This window comes from Armatimonadota bacterium, from assembly GCA_031432545.1.
GTDB classification, from domain to species: Bacteria; Sysuimicrobiota; Sysuimicrobiia; order Sysuimicrobiales; family Sysuimicrobiaceae; genus Caldifonticola; species Caldifonticola tengchongensis.
The window spans coordinates 13,392-31,170 of record JAVKGX010000006.1 but is presented as its reverse complement, the minus strand read 5'-3'; the positions used below and the strand labels follow the sequence as shown (position 1 = coordinate 31,170).

The 17,779-nt window shown below is 69.5% G+C and carries 19 protein-coding genes; all 19 read left to right on the top strand.

Features of this window, described 5'->3' with window-relative positions; all coding sequences use genetic code 11:
* The first annotated feature begins 223 nt into the window (after positions 1 to 223).
* The 19 genes from QN163_07345 (at position 224) to QN163_07255 (ending at position 17,777) form a co-directional block, all read left to right on the top strand.
* The gene (locus QN163_07345) at positions 224 to 1,207 is read left to right on the top strand and encodes a Fe(3+) ABC transporter substrate-binding protein (GenBank protein ID MDR5683822.1); all 984 of its coding nucleotides are present in this window, start codon (positions 224 to 226) and stop codon (positions 1,205 to 1,207) included.
* 74 nt (positions 1,208 to 1,281) lie between these two features.
* On the top strand, positions 1,282 to 2,967 hold the full coding sequence (locus QN163_07340; GenBank protein MDR5683821.1) for an iron ABC transporter permease: 1,686 nt from the start codon (positions 1,282 to 1,284) through the stop codon (positions 2,965 to 2,967).
* Between the two features lie 124 nt (positions 2,968 to 3,091).
* A complete protein-coding gene (locus QN163_07335; protein ID MDR5683820.1) occupies positions 3,092 to 4,255 on the top strand; it encodes an ABC transporter ATP-binding protein in 1,164 nt (387 codons plus the stop codon).
* Positions 4,256 to 4,293: 38 nt separating this feature from the next.
* Positions 4,294 to 5,112, top strand: coding sequence for a hypothetical protein (locus QN163_07330; GenBank protein ID MDR5683819.1), 819 nt, complete (start codon positions 4,294 to 4,296; stop codon positions 5,110 to 5,112).
* A gap of 58 nt (positions 5,113 to 5,170) precedes the next feature.
* Positions 5,171 to 5,911, top strand: a complete 741-nt coding sequence (lipB, locus tag QN163_07325) for a lipoyl(octanoyl) transferase LipB (GenBank protein MDR5683818.1) — start codon at positions 5,171 to 5,173, stop codon at positions 5,909 to 5,911.
* Positions 5,912 to 6,011: 100 nt separating this feature from the next.
* Positions 6,012 to 7,151: a cystathionine gamma-synthase gene (locus tag QN163_07320; protein ID MDR5683817.1), complete on the top strand. Its 1,140-nt coding sequence runs from the start codon at positions 6,012 to 6,014 to the stop codon at positions 7,149 to 7,151.
* Between the two features lie 17 nt (positions 7,152 to 7,168).
* Complete coding sequence (locus QN163_07315; protein ID MDR5683816.1) at positions 7,169 to 7,471, top strand: ubiquitin-like small modifier protein 1; 303 nt, start codon at positions 7,169 to 7,171, stop codon at positions 7,469 to 7,471.
* Complete coding sequence (locus QN163_07310) at positions 7,468 to 8,871, top strand: cystathionine beta-synthase (protein ID MDR5683815.1); 1,404 nt, start codon at positions 7,468 to 7,470, stop codon at positions 8,869 to 8,871. The genes QN163_07315 and QN163_07310 overlap by 4 nt, the downstream gene beginning before the upstream one ends.
* Entirely contained in the window at positions 8,868 to 9,689 is an 822-nt protein-coding gene (locus QN163_07305) for a hypothetical protein (protein MDR5683814.1), read from the top strand. Before QN163_07310 ends, QN163_07305 begins: the two co-directional genes overlap by 4 nt.
* Positions 9,690 to 9,734: 45 nt before the next feature.
* Complete coding sequence (locus tag QN163_07300) at positions 9,735 to 10,676, top strand: cysteine synthase (protein ID MDR5683813.1); 942 nt, start codon at positions 9,735 to 9,737, stop codon at positions 10,674 to 10,676.
* Positions 10,677 to 10,756: 80 nt separating this feature from the next.
* Positions 10,757 to 11,149 (top strand): M67 family metallopeptidase, encoded by a 393-nt coding sequence (locus tag QN163_07295; protein MDR5683812.1) that lies wholly within the window; start codon positions 10,757 to 10,759, stop codon positions 11,147 to 11,149.
* The gene (locus tag QN163_07290; protein MDR5683811.1) at positions 11,146 to 11,601 is read left to right on the top strand and encodes an Rrf2 family transcriptional regulator; all 456 of its coding nucleotides are present in this window, start codon (positions 11,146 to 11,148) and stop codon (positions 11,599 to 11,601) included. Before QN163_07295 ends, QN163_07290 begins: the two co-directional genes overlap by 4 nt.
* 237 nt (positions 11,602 to 11,838) lie before the next feature.
* The gene (locus QN163_07285; GenBank protein MDR5683810.1) at positions 11,839 to 12,501 is read left to right on the top strand and encodes a sigma-70 family RNA polymerase sigma factor; all 663 of its coding nucleotides are present in this window, start codon (positions 11,839 to 11,841) and stop codon (positions 12,499 to 12,501) included.
* Positions 12,491 to 12,718, top strand: coding sequence for a mycothiol system anti-sigma-R factor (gene rsrA, locus QN163_07280; GenBank protein MDR5683809.1), 228 nt, complete (start codon positions 12,491 to 12,493; stop codon positions 12,716 to 12,718). Before QN163_07285 ends, rsrA begins: the two co-directional genes overlap by 11 nt.
* A gap of 37 nt (positions 12,719 to 12,755) precedes the next feature.
* Positions 12,756 to 13,649, top strand: a complete 894-nt coding sequence (locus QN163_07275; protein ID MDR5683808.1) for a Ppx/GppA phosphatase family protein — start codon at positions 12,756 to 12,758, stop codon at positions 13,647 to 13,649.
* Between the two features lie 46 nt (positions 13,650 to 13,695).
* Positions 13,696 to 14,265 (top strand): PadR family transcriptional regulator, encoded by a 570-nt coding sequence (locus QN163_07270; GenBank protein MDR5683807.1) that lies wholly within the window; start codon positions 13,696 to 13,698, stop codon positions 14,263 to 14,265.
* A gap of 36 nt (positions 14,266 to 14,301) precedes the next feature.
* Positions 14,302 to 15,783, top strand: coding sequence for an efflux RND transporter periplasmic adaptor subunit (locus QN163_07265; protein ID MDR5683806.1), 1,482 nt, complete (start codon positions 14,302 to 14,304; stop codon positions 15,781 to 15,783).
* A complete protein-coding gene (locus QN163_07260; GenBank protein MDR5683805.1) occupies positions 15,780 to 16,538 on the top strand; it encodes an ABC transporter ATP-binding protein in 759 nt (252 codons plus the stop codon). Before QN163_07265 ends, QN163_07260 begins: the two co-directional genes overlap by 4 nt.
* Before the next feature lie 30 nt (positions 16,539 to 16,568).
* A complete protein-coding gene (locus QN163_07255) occupies positions 16,569 to 17,777 on the top strand; it encodes an ABC transporter permease (GenBank protein ID MDR5683804.1) in 1,209 nt (402 codons plus the stop codon).
* The last annotated feature ends 2 nt before the right edge of the window (positions 17,778 to 17,779 follow it).

Below are 17,779 nucleotides of genomic sequence, written 5' to 3'. Positions count from 1 at the left end.
TACCCGCACCGCCGGCTCCCGAATCACACCATAGGTCAGGAGTCCCGGACCCTGCCGGCCGATCCTACCCCTATAGGTTAGGATTGACTAACCAGAGATGGCGCCCATATCCTAAAAATAAGTTGACCTAGATAGTCAACTTTTGACTCTACGGGGAGGTGCCCGTCCCATGCGAACCCGTTGGCTGGTGGTCTGCGCCGTCCTGTGGCTCGTCTTCGTTCCGATGTCCTCTCCCGTCGTCGCCCAGACCGGTCGGCTCAACATCTACTCCGCGCGGCACTACGACACCGACCAGGCCCTGTGGGACGGCTTCACCGCTCACACCGGAATCCGCGTCAACGTCATCCAGGGTGATGCCGACCAGCTGATCGAGCGCATCCGAGCGGAGGGGCGCAATAGCCCCGCGGACGTGCTCATCACGGTCGACGCGGGTCGGTTGTGGAGGGCCCAGCAGGCCGAGCTGTTCCAGCGCGTCGCCTCGCCGCTGCTCAACCAGCGGGTCCCGGCCAGCCTGCGCGACCCGGAGGGCTACTGGTTCGGGTTCTCCAAGCGTGTGCGCGTGATCGCCTACGCTCGCGACCGTGTAAGGCCTGCCGACCTGTCCACCTACGAGGACCTGGCGCATCCGCGCTGGCGAGGCAAGCTGCTGGTGCGCTCCTCCAGCCACGTCTACAATCAGTCGCTGGTCGGCGCGATGATCGAGCGCATCGGCGCGCAGGCCACCGAGCAGTGGGTCCGCGGACTGGTGGCGAACTTCGCGAGGCCGCCGCAGGGAGGCGACACCGACCAGATCAAGGGGATCGCGGCAGGCGAAGGCGACGTCGCCATCGTCAACCACTACTATTACGTGCGGCTGGTGAACTCCCACAGCGCATCCGACCGCGCCGTCGCCCAGAAGGTGGGCATCTTCTTCCCCAACCAGGGACCAGGCGAGCGCGGGGTCCACGTCAACATCAGCGGTGCAGGCGTAGTGGCCACCGCGCCGAACCGCCAGGCAGCGGTGACCTTCCTCGAGTACCTCGCATCGGAGCGGGCCCAGGCGATCTTCGCCCGCGGCAACTACGAGTACCCGATCCTGGACGGGGTACCCAGCCCCGTGGCTGGCCTCGGCCTGGGTGCGTTCTTGGAGGACTCGCTGAATGCGCGCGCGTATGCCGCCAACAGTGCGCGCGCCCTGCAGATCATGATCGCGGCCGGCTGGCGCTGAAGCGGTCGTGAGACCCTCTCCTCGGGGAGGGGGGCACGGGAGCGGTTGTGGGCATCCCTGCGTGGACGGAGGCCGTGCGACGTCTCCCACCTCCCCCGCGGCTCGACGCGGCGGGAACGTCGCTGCACTGGATTCTGCCCGCCGCGGCCGCCGCGGTGGCCGTCGTCCTGTCGCTGCCGGTCGTCGCGGTCATGGCCAGTCTGCTGGTGCCGGCGGACCGGATCTGGGTCGAGTTCGCGGCGCTGGTGCTGCCGCGCTACGTCGTCCACACCGTGTGGCTCGTGCTGGGCGTGTGCACCGGCTCACTCGTCATCGGCGTGGGAACCGCCTGGCTGGTCACGATGTGTCGTTTCCCCGGACGACGCGTGTGCGAGTGGCTGCTGCTGTTGCCGATGGCGGTCCCCGCCTACCTGCTGGCGTACACCTACGCGGATCTGCTTCAGTTCGCCGGACCGGTCCAGAGCGCGCTGCGCGAGTGGTTCGGTTGGAGCCGGGGCGACTACTGGTTCCCCCAGATCCGATCGTTGGGCGGCGCGGTCGCCGTCATGACCTTCGCCCTGTATCCCTACGTATACATGCTTGCGCGTGCGGCGTTCTTGGAGCAATCGGTCGCCGTGCTGGAGGTGAGCCGCACGCTCGGGCACGGCCCGTGGAGCACGTTCTTCCGGGTGGCGCTGCCGCTGGCGCGGCCCGGCATCGCTGCGGGGGTCGCTCTGGCGGCGATGGAGGTGCTGGCGGACTTCGGGACCGTCAAGCATTTCGAGGTCGACACCTTTGCGACCGGCATCTACCTCACGTGGTTCAGCCTGGGCTCGCCGGTCGGAGCCGCCAAACTCGCCGCGCTGTTGATGGTGTTCGTGTTCGCCGTCCTCGGCGTGGAGCGGCTGTCACGCGGACAGCGCCGATTCCACCACGTTTCGGTCGGTACCCACGATCTGCCGGCCTACCGACTGGCAGGCGTGCGCGCCACGGGGGCGTTGGTCGCCTGCGCGCTTCCGCCCGCGGTCGGATTCCTGCTGCCCGCCGGCGTGCTGATGCACCTGTCGTGGGTCGCCGGCGACCCCCTGTTCGGGGCCACGTTCGTACGCCTCGCCACCAACACCTTCACGCTCGCCGCGCTGGCGGCTGCGCTGGCCGTGGTCGTCGCCGGCGTCGTCGCCTACGGGGTGCGCTTGGCCCCCACGCGGCTGATGCGGTTGGCTGCGCGCATCGCGACGCTCGGGTATGCCGTACCCGGCGCGGTGATCGCGGTGGGCGTTTTGATCCCGTTCGGCTGGTTGGACAACACCGTGGACGCGTGGGCGCGCCAAACGTTCGGCCGCTCGACCGGGTTGCTCCTCAGCGGGACGGCGTTCACGCTCGTCTACGCCTACCTCGTCCGGTTCCTTGCGGTCTCGGTGAACACGGTGGAGGCGGGACTGCTGCGCATCCGTCCGAGCATGGACAGTGCGGCGCGCACGCTGGGGCACGGCCCGGGCAGCACCCTGCTGCGCGTGCACGCGCCGATGATGCGTGGCACGCTGCTGGTCGCCGGTCTATTGGTCTTCGTGGACGCGTTGAAGGAACTGCCCGCGACGCTGATCCTGCGCCCCTTCAACTTCGACACCTTGGCCATCCGCGTCTACCAGCTCGCCGGCGACGAGCGGTTGGCGCAGGCCTCGACCGCGGCGCTGGCGATCGTCGTGGTGGGGATCATCCCGGTGATCCTGCTCAGTCGGGCGATCTCCCGCTCGCGCCCTGTGCGCGAAGCGAGCCTCTAGGACGTCCACCGCGCATCAGTACGGAGCCCTTGCGGCCGGCCCGTAGGATTGACACCAAATGCTCATTAGCATAACCTAAAGTCGATCTGGAGTCGGCCGCTCAACTTTTCTGGAGGCCCACAGGTTGGTCGGAAACTCAGCCAAGCGGCCCGTCTTCGCGTTCGCCCTGCGCGCCGTTCAGCCTCCTCAACCTTCCACGCCCTCCCAGACCGGATCGTTCGTGTCGGCAGAAGCTCCCCGCGCCCAGGTGCGCCTGCGCGGCGTCACCAAGCGCTACGGGGACGTCGAAGCGGTGCACGACCTGACGCTGGATGTCGGGGGCGGAGAGATCCTCGTGCTCCTCGGGCCCAGCGGCTGCGGAAAGACCACCGTGCTGCGGCTGATCGCCGGCCTGGAGGTGCCCGACGTCGGCGAGATCGAGATCGCGGGCCGCACGGTCGCGGGCCGACGCTGGGTGCCTCCGGAGGTGCGCGGCGTCGGCATGGTCTTCCAGGACTACGCATTGTTCCCCCACCTCAACGTCGCAGACAACGTGGCGTTCGGCTTGCGCCGCTGGAGTCGTGCGCACCGCATCCGACGCGTCGAAGAGGTCTTGGCCCTCGTCGGGCTGGATCGGCTGGCGGGGCGCTTCCCGCACGAACTGTCCGGAGGTGAGCAGCAGCGCGTCGCTCTGGCGAGGGCGCTGGCCCCCGGCCCGCAGGTCCTGCTGCTCGACGAACCGCTCAGCAACCTGGATGCGGAGTTGCGCGCCGGCATGCGCGCCGAACTGCGCCGGGTCCTCAAGGCCGCGGGGACGACGGCGATCCTCGTGACGCACGATCAGGAGGAGGCGTTCGCGATCGCCGATCGAATCGGCGTCCTCAGCCGCGGCCGGCTGTGGCAGGTGGGCTCGCCCGAGGAGATCTATCACGCGCCGGCCTGCCGGTTCGTCGCCGATTTCGTGGGCGAGGCGGGGTTTGTGCAGGGATACGTGGCGGACCATCGGGTGGTCACCGAGCTGGGCGACTTCCACTGTCTGGATCTCCCCCAGGGCATGCGCGTCGAGGTGATGCTGCGCCCGTCGGACCTGCGCCTGCACGTCGCCGATGACGGCCCGGGCGTCGTGGTCTCCCGCTACTTCCGCGGCTCCGAGAACGCCTACGACGTGCGGCTGCCGTCCGGCGCGGTCCTCCGCTGCCGCCAGACGGGTGTGCGGCCACTTCCCCCCGGCACACGCGTGCGCATCGAACCGGTCTGCGAGCACCCGATCGTCTTCCCGGCAGACGGCAGCCCGGAGATCGGACGGTGAGCGCGTAGACGGGTCGGGCCCGCCGGCCGCCGCACGCGATGACGACCGAAGAGATCATGCAGGTAGCACTGGACCTGGCCGGGTTCGCCCGCATCCCGGAGGACTCGGCGATCTACGTCCGCGGCGACCGGATCCGGCGCGTGCTGTTCGGCATCGACGTCGGTCCCGCCGAGCTGCTGCTGGCACGGCAGCTCGGTTTCGACTGTGTCGTCGCGCACCATCCGGTTAACGCCACGCCCGATGCGTGGAAGGTCTACCTGCGCCACGTCGAGTTCATGGTGGCCGCGGGGGTTCCGGAAGACGCCGCGCTGGCGGCTGTGGCCGATCGCGTCGACGCCTATCGTGTGCGCGCCCACGTGTGGAACTACGATCACGTGCCGTCCGTCGCGCGCCTGCTCGGCATCCCCTTCCTCAACGTCCACGCTCCGCTCGACGAGGTTGGCCGCCGTCGGATGATCGAGGTCGTCCGCCATGTCCAATCCGAGGACCCGCACGCCACGGTCGGGGACCTCGCCCGCGCCCTGGGGCGTCTCCCGGAGATCACCAACGCGCAGACCGCGGTCGAGGTGCGTCTGGGATCGGCGGACAGCGTCGCGGGCAACGTCGTCGTCGCCCACGGTGCGCTGACGAATGGAGGCTACGACGTCGCGAGCACCTGCTTTGCACACGGTGTTGACACCGTAGTCTACATCCACATCGACTACGCCGAGCTGCAGCGCCTGCGCCGGGACGGGCGCGGCAACCTCATCGTCACCGGCCACATCGCCAGCGACTCCCTCGGGTTCACGCCCTTCCTGCAGGCGCTGCGGGCCCGCGGGCTGGAGGTCACCACCTTCAGCGGCGTGATCGCCCCCTGACGATCTGTTTGCCCTTCGACCCGCGGCAGGCGGGTCTCCTCCGGCCGGGAGGGCTAGAATGAGACGAGACGGCCTCCAACGCGGGCGCCGGGGGAGCGTGGTGCGCATGGCGCGACGCAGCGTCTGGCGGTTGGATCTTCCTGGGACGGCGGACTACCGCGAAACCTGGGATCTGCAGCGCCGGCTGGTAATGGCCCGGCAGCGCGGCGAGGTCCCCGACGTCCTGCTGCTGGTGGAGCACCCACCCGTGATCACTTGCGGCCGCGCGACCCGCCCCGAGCACCTGCCGGTCCCGCGCGAGACGCTGCGGCGGCAGGGATTCCAAGTGTTCGACGTCGAGCGGGGTGGCAGCGTCACCTATCACGGCCCGGGACAGCTCGTCGGTTACCCGATCGTCGACCTGCGCGCCTACGACGAGAACGTCGTCGGATACGTCCGGATGCTGGAGCGGACCATCGTCCAGTGCCTGGCCGCCTTCGGCATCGAAGGCGCAACGCGGCCGGGGTTTACGGGGGTGTGGGTCGGACAGAAGAAGATCGCCGCGATCGGCGTCGCGGTCAAGAGGCGCGTCACCATGCACGGGTTTGCGCTGAACGTGAACACGAACCTCGCGCACTTCGACGTGATCAATCCCTGCGGGATCGCCTACGTGCCGACTTCGATGGAGAGGCTTCTGGGCTTTCCCCAGGACCTCGGCATCGTACGGGACGCGTACGGCCGCGCATTCGAAGACGTCTTCCAGGTGGCTCTCTGCGCGACGGCCCTGGAGGAACTCCCCTCCGCAGCCGCCTCCGTCTAGTCGACTTCGGGTCGCAGGGGACCCGACGGGGGTCGCCCTGGCGCTCTGACCCGTAAGCAGACGGACGATGCGGGTCGCCCCGTGATAGACTGCTGCCGAGATGAGCCGCCGCCACCGCTTTGAGACGCGCGCGATCCACGACGGCCAGGAGCCGGAGCCGGTCACCGGTGCCGTGACGGTCCCCATCTTCGCGACCAGCACGTTCCGCCAGCGGGCGCCCGCCGAGCACACGGGCTACGAGTACGCCCGCACCGCAAACCCGACCCGGACCGCACTGGAGACCGCCCTCGCCTCGTTGGAGGAGGCGCGCCACGGCCTGGCCTTCGCATCCGGGATGGCGGCCATCACGACCGTCGCCTACCTGCTGGATCCGGGTGATCACGTGCTGCTGCCCGACGACGTGTACGGCGGTACGTTTCGCCTGTTCGTTCGGGTGCTGCGGCGGTACGGCATCGACTGCGACTTCGTGCCGATGACGGACCTGGATGCGACCGAGCGGGCGTTCCGCCCCAAAACCAAGATGGTCGTGATCGAGACCCCCACCAATCCCTACCTCAAGATCCTCGACATCGCGGCGCTGTCCGAGATGGCGCGCCGTCGCGGCGCACGCACGGTCGTGGACAACACCTTCGCGTCTCCGTACCTCCAGCAGCCGCTGCGATTGGGCGCCGACGTCGTCGTGCACTCCACGACGAAGTACCTGGGGGGTCACTCCGACGTCGTCGGGGGGGCCGTCGTCACCGACGACGATCGGATCGCCCAGAGCCTGCGGTTCCACCAGAACGCTGTCGGGGCCGTGCCCGGGCCGTTTGACTGCTGGCTGGTCCTGCGGGGCATCCGCACCCTGGCCGCACGGATGGAACAGCACCAGCGCAACGCCGCGCGCGTCGCGAACTTCCTCGTCGAGCACCCGCGCGTCGAGCGCGTGCACTATCCGGGGCTGCCCGACCACCCGGGCCACGCGCTGGCCGCGCGCCAGATGCGCGGGTTCGGCGGGATGGTGTCGTTCGTCGTGCGAGGGGGCGAGGAGGCCGCGCGGCGCGTGGCGTCGCGCACGAGGCTGTTTTTGCTGGCCGAAAGCCTCGGGGGCGTGGAGAGCCTGCTGGACCACCCGGCGAGCATGACCCACGCGTCGCTGAGCGGATCCCCGCTGCAGGTCGACCCCGGACTGATCCGCCTGTCGGTGGGCATCGAACACCCCGACGACCTCGTGGAGGACCTGGCACAAGCCCTAAAGTGACCGAGCGGAGGTCGAAGATGGCAACCGTATACCTCCCGACGCCCTTGCGACGCCTGACCCAAGGCCAGGCGAGGGTGGAAGTGCCTGCGGGGACCGTCGACGACGTAGTGGCGGCCCTGGACCGGCAGTTCCCCGGCCTGCGCGCGCAGCTGTGCGACGAAACCGGTGAGATCAAGTCGTTCATCAACGTCTTCGTCAACGGCAACGAGATCCGCACCCTACAGGGGCGCGAGACACAAGTCGCCGAAGGCGACGAGGTCTCGATCATCCCGGCGATGGCGGGCGGGGCTCGGCGGCCGCCGGTCGGGGTGCTGCCATGAGCGTCTCACCACCGCAACTCCTGCACGAGCAGATCTACGACTCGATCCTCGACGTCGTCGGGAACACGCCCCTGGTGCGGCTGCACCGCGTCACGCACGGGATCCGCGCCGACGTCGTCGCCAAGTGTGAGTTTCTGAACCCAGGCGGCTCGGTGAAGGACCGGATCGGGATCGCGATCGTCGAGCAGGCCGAACGGACCGGTCGGCTCCAACCCGGTGGGGTGGTCGTCGAGGCCACCTCGGGGAACACGGGGGTCGGGCTGGCCATCGCGGCCGCGCTGCGCGGTTACCGCACGATCTTCGTGATGCCCGACAAGATGAGCCAGGAGAAGATCCAGCTGCTGCGGGCGTTCGGTGCGCGGGTCGTCATCACGCCGACCGCCGTGGCACCCGACGATCCACGCTCGTACTACAGCGTCAGCCGTCGCCTGGCCCAAGAAACCCCCAACGCCTTCTACGCCGACCAGTACCACAATCCAGCCAACCCGCGTGCCCACTACGAGACCACCGGGCCGGAGATCTGGCAGCAGAGCGGTGGGCGCGTGGACGTCGTCGTGATCGGCATGGGGACTGGCGGGACGATCACAGGGGTCGGACGCTACCTGAAGGAGCGCAACCCGTCGGTCAAAGTCATCGGCGTCGATCCCGTCGGGTCGCTGTACACTGAATATTTCCGCACCGGCCGGCTCGGCCAAGCCCACACGTACAAGGTCGAGGGGATCGGCGAGGACTTCCTGCCGGGGACGATGGACTTCTCCGTCGTCGACGAGGTCGTCCAGGTCACCGACCGTGAGTCGTTCCTGATGACGCGCCGGCTGGTGCGCGAGGAGGGTCTGTTCTGCGGGGGGAGCAGCGGGTCGGCGATGGCGGGAGCGCTGCGCTATTTGCGCTCGCTGCCGGACCACGGCGAGGGCAAGCGCGTCGTGGTGGTCCTCCCGGACTCCGGATCCCGCTACCTCTCGAAGGTTTTCTCCGATGAGTGGATGCGGGAGAATGGCTTCCTTGCGTCCCAGGTGGGAACGGTAGAGGACCTGCTGCGCACCAAGGGCGGGGAGTTGATCTGCGCCGAACCTACCGACACGATCGCCTCGGTGATCGCGAAGATGAAGCAGCGCGACGTCTCCCAGTTGCCCGTGCTCGAAGGCGGCCGGCTCGTGGGGATGATCAGTGAGGTGGACCTGCTGAATGCGCTGCTCGAAGGCGCCTACGGGCCCAACGACGCCATCCGTCCGGTCACCGATCCGGCCGCGGTGACGGTGCCGCCGGACACCGCGATCGAGGACCTGGCCGAGCTGTTCCTGACGACGAACGCCGTCATCGTGACCGAGGGCGGGGCCGTGCGCGGCATCGTCACCAAGATCGACGTCATCGACTTCCTCAGCCAGCGGGTGGTGCCTTGACGGGCGCAGTCCCCGATCTGCGGTTCGTGCCGGTTGGCCGGGTGCTGCTGCACGAGGAGTGCGACCCCGAGCGTGTCGAACGCCTCGCCCGCCGCCTGCAATGGGAAGGAGTGCTCAAGAACCCTCCCGTGGCCGCGCTGACTGACGAGGGGCGTGCGGTGGTCCTCGACGGCGCGAACCGCACCTCGGCGCTGATCGCCCTGGGGGTGCCCCACGTCCTCGTGCAGGTTGTCGAGTACGAGGATCCCGCCGTCTGTCTGTCTACGTGGCGTCACCTCCTCACCGAACCGCTGCCGGACGCCGCCCGCCGTTTCGAGGACGCGCTGGGCATGCCGCTGGCGTGGACCACTCCGGAAGCTGCGGCCGATCGGCTGGACAAGCGCGACATCCTGGCCTACGTCGCGATCGGAGGGCGCGCGCTGGAGGTGCCCCGCGCTGCGACTTTGGAGCAGGACGCCGACAGGCTCGCCCGTCTGGTCGGCGTCTACCGCGGTGTCGCGCGCATCCACCGCGTGACCGCAGCCGACCCGCAAGCGCTCGCTGCCGAGTACGGCTCCGTGGGGTTGCTCGTCGCCTTCCCGCCGTTCGACAAGACGGAGATCATTCGCATCGCGCAGGACAATGCGAAGCTGCCGACGGGTATCACCCGGCACGTGATCCCCGGCCGCGCGCTGCGGGTGAACCTGCCGCTGGGACGGCTGACCGACCCGGAACCGGCGGAGGCCAAGACGGCGTGGATGCACGGCTGGATCGGTGCCCAGCTCCTCGAGGGCCGGGTCCGCTACTACGCGGAGCCCACGTTCCTGTTCGACGAGTGAGAATCCGCGGCGCGGACCGGAGGCCGCGCGAGCCCGACGATCCCTATGGCGTACCGCTTCGAACTCCGCAGACCGCCGATCGGCGAGGAGATCCTGCATCGGATCGGCAACACGCCGTTGCTGCGCCTGCGTCGGCTGAAGCAAGGCCTGCCGGAAGCCGTCGAGGTCTACGTGAAGGCCGAGTGGTTCAACCCAGGCGGCTCGGTCAAGGACAGGCCGGTACTGCGGATGATCGAGGACGCCGAGCGCGACGGCCGGCTGACGCCGGACAAGGTCCTCCTCGACTCGACATCAGGCAACGCCGGCATCGCCTATGCGATGATCGGGGCGGCCCGCGGCTACCGTGTGACCCTGGTGATGCCGGCGAACGCGAGCGAGGAGCGCAAGCGGATCATCCGCGCCTACGGCGCGGAAATCGTCTGTTCCGACCCGCTGGAAGGATCCGACGGGGCGATCCTCCTGGCGCGCGAGATCCACGCGCGGGATCCCGACCGGTACTTCAAGCCGGACCAGTACAACAACCCGTCGAACTGGCGGGCCCACTACGACACCACCGGCCCGGAGATCATCGCGCAGACCGAGGGCCGCATCACGCACTTCGTCGCCACGCTGGGCACGACCGGTACCGTGGTCGGGGTCGGCCGCAGGCTGCGGGAGTTCTCGGACGCCGTCGAGGTGATCGCGGTCGAGCCCGACGATCCCCTGCACGGCATCGAGGGACTCAAACACATCGCGACGTCGATCCGGCCCGGCATCTACGACCCGTCGGTCCACCACCGCAAGGTCGGTGTGGACACGGAGTCGGCGTACCGGATGGCGCGCACGCTCGCGAGGCAGGAGGGGCTGTTCGTCGGCCCCTCGACCGGCGCCGCCGTCGAGGTCGCGCTGCGCGTGGCACGCGAGATCCCCTCGGGGGTGATCGTAGCCCTCGCCCCCGACGGCGGGGACAGGTACCTCAGCACCGCGCTGTGGAGGGACGTCACCTGACGGCGTGATGGGCTCGGGCGGGCTGGCTCCCTGACCCCGAGGGCGGCCCCCGGTCTGCTATGCTGGAGGGGAGAAGGGGGATGCTGACGCTGACCTCCCGGCAGGTGGTGGAGATGGTGGCGCACGCCCGGCAGGAGGCGCCCAACGAGTGCTGTGGCCTGCTGTTCGGTCGCGAGGGGCGGGTCGAGCGCGTCTTCCGCGGCACCAACGTCGACCGCAGCCCCCTCACCTACCGAATGGATCCTCGGGAGCTGCTGGAGATCCCCCGCATGGAAGCTCAGGGCCTGAACCTGGTGGGCATCTACCACTCGCACCCCGCCTCCCCCGCGGTGCCGTCCCGGACCGACGTCGCGCGTGCCTACTACCCGGATGTGGCCTACGTCATCGTTTCGCTGGCCGCTGCCGAGCCCGACGTCCGTGCCTACCGCATCGCCGACGGCCGGGTGGAGGACGTGGAACTGGTGATCCGATGAGAATCTCCACGCGCGCCGAGTACGGCATCCGGGCCCTCATCGATCTGGCCATGTTCGGCCACCGCGGACCCGTCCAGACGCGCGACATCGGGCGCCGCCAGGGTCTGCCCGAGCCTTATCTCAACCAGCTGCTGGGCACCCTCCGCCGGGCCGGATTCGTGGTCAGCAAGCGCGGCCCGCACGGCGGCCACCTCCTCGCCCGACCCGCCGAGGCGATCCGGCTCGACGAGGTCTTCCTGGTGCTCGAGGGCACGACGTCGCCGTGGGAGTGCGTGGACACCGACGATCCCAACTGCATCTACGCACCCGGCTGCGGGTTGCGGCCGCTTTGGTTGCGGATCAAGGAAGCCACCGACCAGGTGCTGCGCAGCACCACGCTGGCCGACCTGCTGCCCGAACATCCGCTGTCGATGCCGCGCACGCCCGACCGCACCGTTGCTCCGCGCGCCTGAAGCCCCGGGCTGCCCCGTCCGGTCTGTGCACCCGATCGGGGGTGACGGGGGATGCTATAATGGAAGCGAAAAACAGGGATCGCACCTCCGGAACAGGGTTTTCCTGGGACGCGGGTCGTGCCCGACCGAGTGGGCGCGGGGTGAAGCCCCCAAACGATGCGATGACCAGGAGGGCCCTGTTCCCTTTCGGCACGGTCGGCCTCCGGGTTGGGGGCAGATCGGCGCTGCGAGGCGGGAATGGACTGCGAGGAAGCGGCGTTGACCACCAAACAGGAGCGGCACGTGAGGAACGGGCTGGCTGAGACCCGGCACGCGAGCGACGTGCGGGCACGGTTCGAGGCGATCGTCTCGGAGCACCTCGATGCGCTGTACGGCGCGGCGCTCCGGCTGACGCGGAACCGGGCGGACGCAGAAGACCTCCTCCAGGAGACGCTGTTGAAGGCGTGGCGCTCGTTCCACACGTTCGAAGAGGGCACCAACGCGCGGGCCTGGCTGTTCCGGATCCTGATGAACGCCCACATCGACCGCTACCGCAAGACGACGCGGGAGCCCGAAACCACCGACGTCGAGGACATCGGGGACTTCTACCTGTACTCCAAGGTCCAGGAGTCCCAGCAGATGCGCTTGGTGGGCGACCCCGAGAAGCTGCTGGACAACGTGATGGAGCAGGAAGTCCGCGAGGCGCTGGAGTCGCTGCCCGAACACTTCCGGGGAGCAGTGATCCTGGCCGACCTACAAGGGTTCTCCTACAAGGAGATCGCCGACATCCTCGGCGTTCCGGTCGGAACCGTGATGTCGCGCCTGTTCCGCGGGCGCCGGCTTTTGCAGCGCAAGCTGTGGGACTACGTGCGCGACCACCACCGTGTCAGCACAGCGAGGGGCGAGGCCGTTGGACTGTAAGGAGTTCGAAGCCCAGCTGTGGGCCTTCCTCGACGGCGAGCTCGACGACGGCGTGTGCGCCGAGTTGCGCTCCCACCTCGATGTGTGTCCGGAGTGCCTGGGCCACTACCGCTTCGAAGGTGCCCTCAAGCGGCTCCTGCAGCGCTGCTGCTGCGAACCCGCCCCCGAACTCGTACGCCGCCGCCTCATCCGTCTGGTCGCCCGGCTTTCGGAGTAGTCCCCCCGGTCCACGGTCCCTCTGCTACGCTATCTGCGTGCTCCGCGCCGCGATCGACATCGGCACCCACTCCGTGCGTCTGCTCGTCGCGGAGATCACCGGAGGCCGCGTCGTGCCGGTGCTCCGGCGCATGGAGATCACCCGCCTGGGCGAGGGTCTGGACGACGCGCTCATCCTCGCCCCGCAGGCGATCGGACGCACCGTGCGGGCGGTGCGGGAGTTTTTCGATCAGGCGCGCGCGGCCGGGGCGAGGCGGGTCGTCGTCTTCGGCACGAGCGCCGTCCGCGAGGCGCGCAACCGTGCCACGCTAGAGCGTGACCTCAGCCCCATCTGCCTGAGGGTCCTCACCGGTACCCAGGAAGCCGATCTGGCCTTCCGGGGCGTGGTCGCCGGACTGGACGGTCTGCCGCAACCGGCGCTCGTGGTGGACGTCGGCGGCGGCAGCACCGAACTCGTCCTTGGAACGCGTGAGGCCGTCCGCTCGCGCGTCAGCCTCCCGCTGGGGGCGGTGCGTCTGACCGAGCGGTTCTGCCGCAGCGATCCGGTGGCGGACGTGGAGGCCGAGGCGCTGTGCCGGACCGTGTCGGCGGCGCTGCGCCCGCACCGCTCGACGTTCGCCGGTGCCGCCCAGGCGGTCGGGGTCGGCGGCACGGTAACGTCGCTGGCGGCGATCGATCAGGGTCTGGATCCTTACGATCCACAGCGCGTCCACGGATACCGCATCCCCGCAAGCCGTCTCGCGTCGATCGCGCGCGGACTGTGTGCGATGCCGCTGGCGCTGCGGCGCCGACTGCCCGGTCTGCAGCCGCAACGGGCGGAGGTCATCTGTGCGGGTGCGCTCATCGTGCAGACCGTGCTTGAGGAGATCGGCCTGCCCGACATCGTCGCCAGCGAAGCCGATCTGCTCTGGGGGGCGCTGCTGGAGTTGTGATCGGCGGCTTTGATGCCCGTGCGGGCTGTCGTGTTAGGATGAGGATATGGAGACGGACCGAGTAAGCTCGGCGCGCGCTCTGCGCGGTCGGCGACCGGCCCAGGACCGTTTGCTGGCACCCCGAGGGCTGATCCGGTTCACCGTCCTCCGGCTGCTGTTCGACGAGCCGATGTCCGGGTCGGAGGTCGTCTCGGAGATCGAAGCCCGCACGCGCGGTGTGTGGAGGCCCAGCCCCGGGTCGATCTACCCGCTGTTGGAGTGGATGGTTAGACGGGGCTACATCCGCATGCGCGAAGCGCGCGCCGGGCTGAAGCGCTACGAGCTGACCGATTACGGCAGGGAGGCACTGCGTGAACAGACCGAGACGTTGCTCGGCCGCCTGCCCTGGGTCGACCTGCTGCTGTCGTTTTCGCCCGCGTTCGTGGAGGGCCAACAGGAGGTCGCCGAGCTGTGGGAGGGTCTGAGGCACGTCCTCGCGCAGGTGAACGACCTGGTGGACCGCCTGCGTGCCACGCAGGACGGCGCCGCCGCTGCGGCGGCACGCTCGGAACTCGAGGCCCTGGCGATGCGTCTCCGGGAGTTGGCCACGAGACTCGACGCTGCCGTGTCCCGGTGACCGCCACCACCCCTCAAGATCCCGCCTGAGATCGCCATGCGCCTGCGCCGTCTCGGCTTCGTTGTGGTGGTCCTGGCCGCCGTCGTCGGCCTGCTGTGGTCCCTGGGCATCGGCTTCCCTGGCGCGCCGGAGGAAATCGACGCGGCCCGCGTGCGCCGCGGCGACCTGGAGATTGCACTGCCGGTGACCGGGACCTTCGAGACGCGATCGGTCGAGCTGTCCTTCGAGATCCCCGGCAGGTTGGCAGCCGTCTACGTCCGCGAGGGCCAGGCGCTGCGCGCCGGCCAGGTGGTCGCGGCCATTGACGACCGCGAGGTCGTGGCGGCTGCCGAGCAGGCCGAGGCGGCAGCGCGGGCGGCGGCGAGTGAAGCACAGAGGGCGCAGACGCAGGTACAGGCGGCGACAGCGGAAGCCGAGCGCACCCGCGCCGCGGTCGAATCCGCGCGTCAGCAATCCCGGCAGGCCGAAGCCGCGTGGCGGGCCGCGCAGGCGAATCTCGCCCAGGTCCAGGCGGGCGCGCGGCCGGCCGAACTGCAGCAGGCGCAAGCGGCCCTGGACGCTGCCCGGGCGGGTCTGGAGCAGGCCGGGCGCAACTTCGATGCCCAGGAACGGTTGTACCGCGAAGGCGCCATCAGCAGCGCCCAGCTCGACTTGGCGCGTACGCAGCTGGAGACCGCCGAAGCCCAGTACCGGCAGGCCGCCGCACAGCTGGAGGCTCTGCGCGCTGGCGCCCGTCCGGAGGCGGTGGCCGCTGCGCGCGAACAGGTGCGCCAGGCCGAAGCGGCCTGGCAGGCCTCGCTGGCCAACGTCCGGCAGGTCGAGGCCGCCTGGCGTTCGTCCCTGGTCGGCGTGCAGCAGGCCCGCACCGTGGCGCTGTCCGCGGCGGCCAACGCCCAACAGGCGGCGGCGGCCGCGCGTGCCGCCCGCGCCCGCGCCGCCCGCGCCCGTCTGGCGGCGCCGTTCGACGGTGTGGTGACGAGGGTGTATCTCAACGTGGGGATGGCGGTCGGCCCGGGGGTGCCGGTGGTGTCGTTCGCCGAACCGGGCGGTTGGGTGAGTGCGGAGGTCGACGAGGCCGACATCGGAAGGGTGAGCGTCGGCATGCCGGCGCGCGTGACCGCCGACGCCTATCCCGGCCGCATCTTCACCGGTCGCGTCACACGGATCGGCCGGCAGGTGGAGGTTCGCCTGGGCAGCCGCGTCGTGCGCGTCCGCGTGGACCTCGACGGGCCGGCGGGCATGCGCGTCGGGACGAGCGTCGACATCGACCTGATCCTGCGTACCGTGCGCGACGCCGTCCTCGTCCCGGTCGAAGCCGTGGTCGCGGCGGCAGACGGCGGGCCGCACGTGTACGTCGTCGCCGGTGCCGTGCTGCGCCGGCGAGATGTCCGCACCGGGGAGAGCAACGACTTCGACACCGTCGTCGTCGGCGGCCTGCGGGAGGGCGAAATCGTCGCGCTGGCCGATCCCTCCCTGCTACGCGAGGGGCTGCGGGTACGGGTGCGGTCTGTCCGATGAGCGCGGACGGTTCGGCGTCGCCACGGCGTCCTGCGGTCGTCTGGCTGCGGGACATCACAAAGACCTACCTTCTCGGGAAGGTAGAGGTGCACGCGCTGCGCGGCGTCAGCCTCGAGATCGCTCCGGGAGAGCTGGTGGCGATCATGGGACCCTCGGGGTCGGGCAAGTCGACCCTGATGAACATCATCGGCTGCCTCGACCGCCCGACGTCCGGAACCTATCTGTTGGACGGCCAGGACGTCAGCCGGATGAGCGATGACGCACTCGCGGAGGTGCGCAACCGCCGCATCGGATTCGTGTTTCAGACGTTCAACCTCATGCCGCGGCTCAGCGCGCTGAAGAACGTCGAAGTGCCGATGCTGTACGCGGAACTGTCGCGCTACGAACGTCGCATGCGCGCGGTCCGCGCGCTCGAACGCGTGGGTCTTGGCGACCGGCTCCACCATACGCCCGCCGAGCTGTCGGGCGGGCAGCAGCAGCGGGTGGCGATCGCCCGCGCGCTGGTGAACGAGCCGAGGGTCGTGCTGGCCGACGAGCCCACCGGAAACCTAGACAGCCGGTCCGGGGAGGAAGTGCTCGCGCTGTTCCAGGCGCTCAACGCGTCCGGGGTGACCATCGCGATGGTCACCCACGATCGCGACGTCGCCGAGCACACCCGCCGGATCCTCTTTTTGCGTGATGGCCGGCTTGTGCGTGACGAGCCGGTGCCCTCACCGCGCGTCGCCGAGCGCGAACTGGAAGCCATCGGCGAGTAGTGAACCGCACACGCCAACGGGTCGCCGAAGATGGACCTCCTGGAATCGTTCCTCGTCTCGATCGAGGCGCTACGCGCCAACAAACTGCGGTCGTTCCTCACCACGCTCGGGGTGATCATCGGCGTCGCCGCGGTCATCACGCTCGTGTCGGTGGGGCAGACCGCGCGCAAGAGCGTGGTCGGCGAGTTCGCGAGCCTCGGGCCGGACCTGCTGTGGGTACTCCCCGGCAAGGCGAGGGAAGGCGAACAGTTTGCGACCCAGGAAGGGAGGTTCACGCTCACGTTCGACGATGCCCAGGCGATCGCGCAGCAGGCAAGGGCGGTGGCCGGTGTGGCGCCTTGGCTGCAGACGTCGGTCGAGGTCTCCGCCACCGGCCGCAAGCGCGTGACGACCGTCGTCGGCACGACCGCGGGCTACTTGACGATCCGCGGGCTGCGCCTTGAGATCGGCCGCTACCTGCAAGAGGCCGACATGCAGCGCCGCAAGCGGGTCGCCGTCGTCGGCGCCACCGTCGCCCAGGCGCTCTTCCCCAACGCGCGCCTGGCCGTGGGCCGGCGGGTCGTGATCAACGGTCGCGCGTTCGAAGTCGTCGGCGTGCTCCGCCCGGAAGGGCAGGTCCTGGGCGTGGACCTCGACGATCGGATCTACATCCCCTTCAGCACGTCGCAGCAGCTGTTCAACGTCGACTACGCATCGTTTCTGTTCGTGAAGGCGGAGGACACCGCATCCGTCCTGCGGGCGAAGCGGGAAGTCGAGCGGGTGTTGCGCCGACAGCACGGTGAGGAGGACTTCACCGTCCTCACCCAGAGCCAGTTCCTCGGCGCGCTGGACGCGATTTTGCGCATCCTGACCATCGCGCTGTCCAGCATCGCCGCCATCTCGCTCGTGGTCGGCGGCATCGGCATCATGAACATCATGCTGGTGTCGGTGACCGAGCGGACGCGCGAGATCGGCATCCGCAAGGCTTTGGGGGCGCGCCGAGCCGACATCCTCACCCAGTTCCTGATCGAGGCCGTCGTGATCAGCCTCCTGGGCGGCGTGTTGGGCATGGCGGTGGGGCTGGCCGGTTCGTGGGGCATCTCCGCACGGCTGCTCGGCCAGGCGCCGACGCTGGCGGCCACGCTACCGATCGTCGTGCTGGCCTTCAGCTTCTCGGTGGTCGTGGGCGTCGTCTTCGGCGTCTATCCGGCCTGGCGTGCGGCGCGCCTCAACCCGATCGACGCTTTGCGGTACGAGTAGGG

What these genes read in the sequence shown, in the direction of transcription:
- QN163_07290 (MDR5683811.1), top strand. Translation starts at nt 11,146, where the DNA reads ATGAGAATCTCCACGCGCGCCGAGTACGGCATCCGGGCCCTCATCGAT.
- QN163_07315 (MDR5683816.1), top strand. Translation starts at nt 7,169, where the DNA reads ATGGCAACCGTATACCTCCCGACGCCCTTGCGACGCCTGACCCAAGGC.
- QN163_07295 (MDR5683812.1), top strand. Translation starts at nt 10,757, where the DNA reads ATGCTGACGCTGACCTCCCGGCAGGTGGTGGAGATGGTGGCGCACGCC.
- QN163_07270 (MDR5683807.1), top strand. Translation starts at nt 13,696, where the DNA reads ATGGAGACGGACCGAGTAAGCTCGGCGCGCGCTCTGCGCGGTCGGCGA.
- QN163_07260 (MDR5683805.1), top strand. Translation starts at nt 15,780, where the DNA reads ATGAGCGCGGACGGTTCGGCGTCGCCACGGCGTCCTGCGGTCGTCTGG.
- QN163_07345 (MDR5683822.1), top strand. Translation starts at nt 224, where the DNA reads ATGTCCTCTCCCGTCGTCGCCCAGACCGGTCGGCTCAACATCTACTCC.
- lipB (MDR5683818.1), top strand. Translation starts at nt 5,171, where the DNA reads ATGAGACGAGACGGCCTCCAACGCGGGCGCCGGGGGAGCGTGGTGCGC.
- QN163_07300 (MDR5683813.1), top strand. Translation starts at nt 9,735, where the DNA reads ATGGCGTACCGCTTCGAACTCCGCAGACCGCCGATCGGCGAGGAGATC.
- QN163_07330 (MDR5683819.1), top strand. Translation starts at nt 4,294, where the DNA reads ATGACGACCGAAGAGATCATGCAGGTAGCACTGGACCTGGCCGGGTTC.
- QN163_07320 (MDR5683817.1), top strand. Translation starts at nt 6,012, where the DNA reads ATGAGCCGCCGCCACCGCTTTGAGACGCGCGCGATCCACGACGGCCAG.
- QN163_07255 (MDR5683804.1), top strand. Translation starts at nt 16,569, where the DNA reads ATGGACCTCCTGGAATCGTTCCTCGTCTCGATCGAGGCGCTACGCGCC.
- QN163_07285 (MDR5683810.1), top strand. Translation starts at nt 11,839, where the DNA reads ATGGACTGCGAGGAAGCGGCGTTGACCACCAAACAGGAGCGGCACGTG.
- QN163_07265 (MDR5683806.1), top strand. Translation starts at nt 14,302, where the DNA reads ATGCGCCTGCGCCGTCTCGGCTTCGTTGTGGTGGTCCTGGCCGCCGTC.
- QN163_07310 (MDR5683815.1), top strand. Translation starts at nt 7,468, where the DNA reads ATGAGCGTCTCACCACCGCAACTCCTGCACGAGCAGATCTACGACTCG.